Raw genomic sequence first — 1,591 nt, 5'->3', positions numbered from 1 at the left:
GTGTTATTTCCCATCATCTTCTGATGACTTTCCACCATTTTCTGGTGCGCATCCGCCGAGCCGTTCGTCATGGTTTCATGAGCAATAATGGCCTGTTCATGCTGGTCCATACCGGTCATACGAGGAGCAGTCCCCTGGATCCCGACAGGAGCCGCAGCAGACTGCATCTGGTGAGCAGGAGCCTGTGCATTGTTGACGCGATCATGGATATTCACGGTTTCAGTGGCCCAGGACGATGTAATTAAACCAAAGCCCAGCAAAGATGCTAATACGATATTTTTCATGATAACTCTCCATTTCTGAATTAGTGATGTCCGGGGAAGTACAACCGGTGTTTTCAGTTCCATAACTGAAACAGGTTCGGCAGCGTTTATTTCTCCGGGAGAAGGCTGGATATTCATTTCCTGGCGTACTCTGACGCCGGGTATTGATGAAGCAATCCAGCCTTCCTGATAAGTTGCACTAATTATATCGAATGGCTTCTGTTTGCTGCATGACAGGCTAATGACATCTTTGTCATTTAAATCTTTATTCTCAGCATTGGATTTCCGGGATCATTTTCTCCAGTCTGGGCACGGATAAGATAAAACGCGTGGAGCGTACGTCCGATTCCACCCGCACTCTTCCGTGATGTGCTTCCACGATTGACTTTACAATCGCAAGGCCGATGCCGCTGCCTTCTCCTTTTCGTTGTCTGGACGGATCCACCCGATAAAAACGGTCAAAAAGCCTTAATAAATGTTCTTCAGGGATTGGTTTCCCCGGATTTTCAATCACAAGGTCAAAAAAGCTCTCCTGCTCTCTTATTGAGACGGTGATTGCCTGTCCCTCCGGGGTATAACGCAGGGCATTGGATAACAGATTATTGATCGCTCTTCTGAACATTTGTGGATCTCCCTCAACCAGGCAGGGCATCCCGTCAAATTTGAGCGTGATATTGCGTTCTTCGGCCCAGGCTTCGAAAAACTCGAAGACTTTCATGACTTCTGCTCTGAGGTCAAAACGGACCCTGTCAGGTATAAGCTGGTTATTGTCCGCCTGTGCCAGAAACAGCATGTCGCTGACCATTTTGGTCATCCGGTTATACTCTTCAAGACTGGAGTAGAGGACATCCTCAAGTTCCTTCTGGGTTCGATCCTGACTCAGTGCGATTTCAGTCTGCGTCACCAGATTGGTGATGGGCGTTCTGATCTCATGCGCGATATCGGCAGAGAAATTGGCCTGGCGGGTAAAGACGTCCTCAATCTTTCCAATCATATGATTGAACGAGATAACCAGTTGCTCCAGCTCAATGGGAACGCGTGTCGGTTCCAGCCGCGCATCAAGATTCTCGGAGGTGATGTTTTTAATGGCATTGCTGACATTACGAAGGGGCAGGTGCCCCTGACGGACAGCGATGCGAATGATCAGAACAATCAGCAGGCTTATCACGACGGCGATCGCAATCAGATTTTTTTTCAGCGCATCGAGGTAATGGAGATGGAAATTAATGGAGAGGCCAGTCAGCATGACATAATTCTGCTGTTTGCCCTGAAATGTCGCCTGGCCAGAGGAGGCGATAATCCGGTACGTTTCCATCTTCATTCCGGAC

At 48.5% G+C, this 1,591-nt stretch carries 2 protein-coding genes; both read right to left on the bottom strand.

Annotation, left to right across the window (positions count from 1 at the left end):
* Nucleotides 1-284 (bottom strand): silver-binding protein SilE (gene silE, locus IM317_RS23585; protein ID WP_193362547.1); only part of this gene is annotated, 284 nt, incomplete at its 3' end.
* Between the two features lie 250 nt (nucleotides 285-534).
* The coding region (silS, locus tag IM317_RS23580; protein WP_193362546.1) for a copper/silver sensor histidine kinase SilS at nucleotides 535-1,591 on the bottom strand (1,057 nt) is incomplete at its 5' end.

The organism is Enterobacter cloacae complex sp. S3 (assembly GCF_014930495.1).
Taxonomy (GTDB): domain Bacteria; phylum Pseudomonadota; class Gammaproteobacteria; order Enterobacterales; family Enterobacteriaceae; genus Enterobacter; species Enterobacter asburiae_B.
Note: the sequence above shows the minus strand (reverse complement) of the source record. Positions and strands in the feature narration are given on the sequence as shown.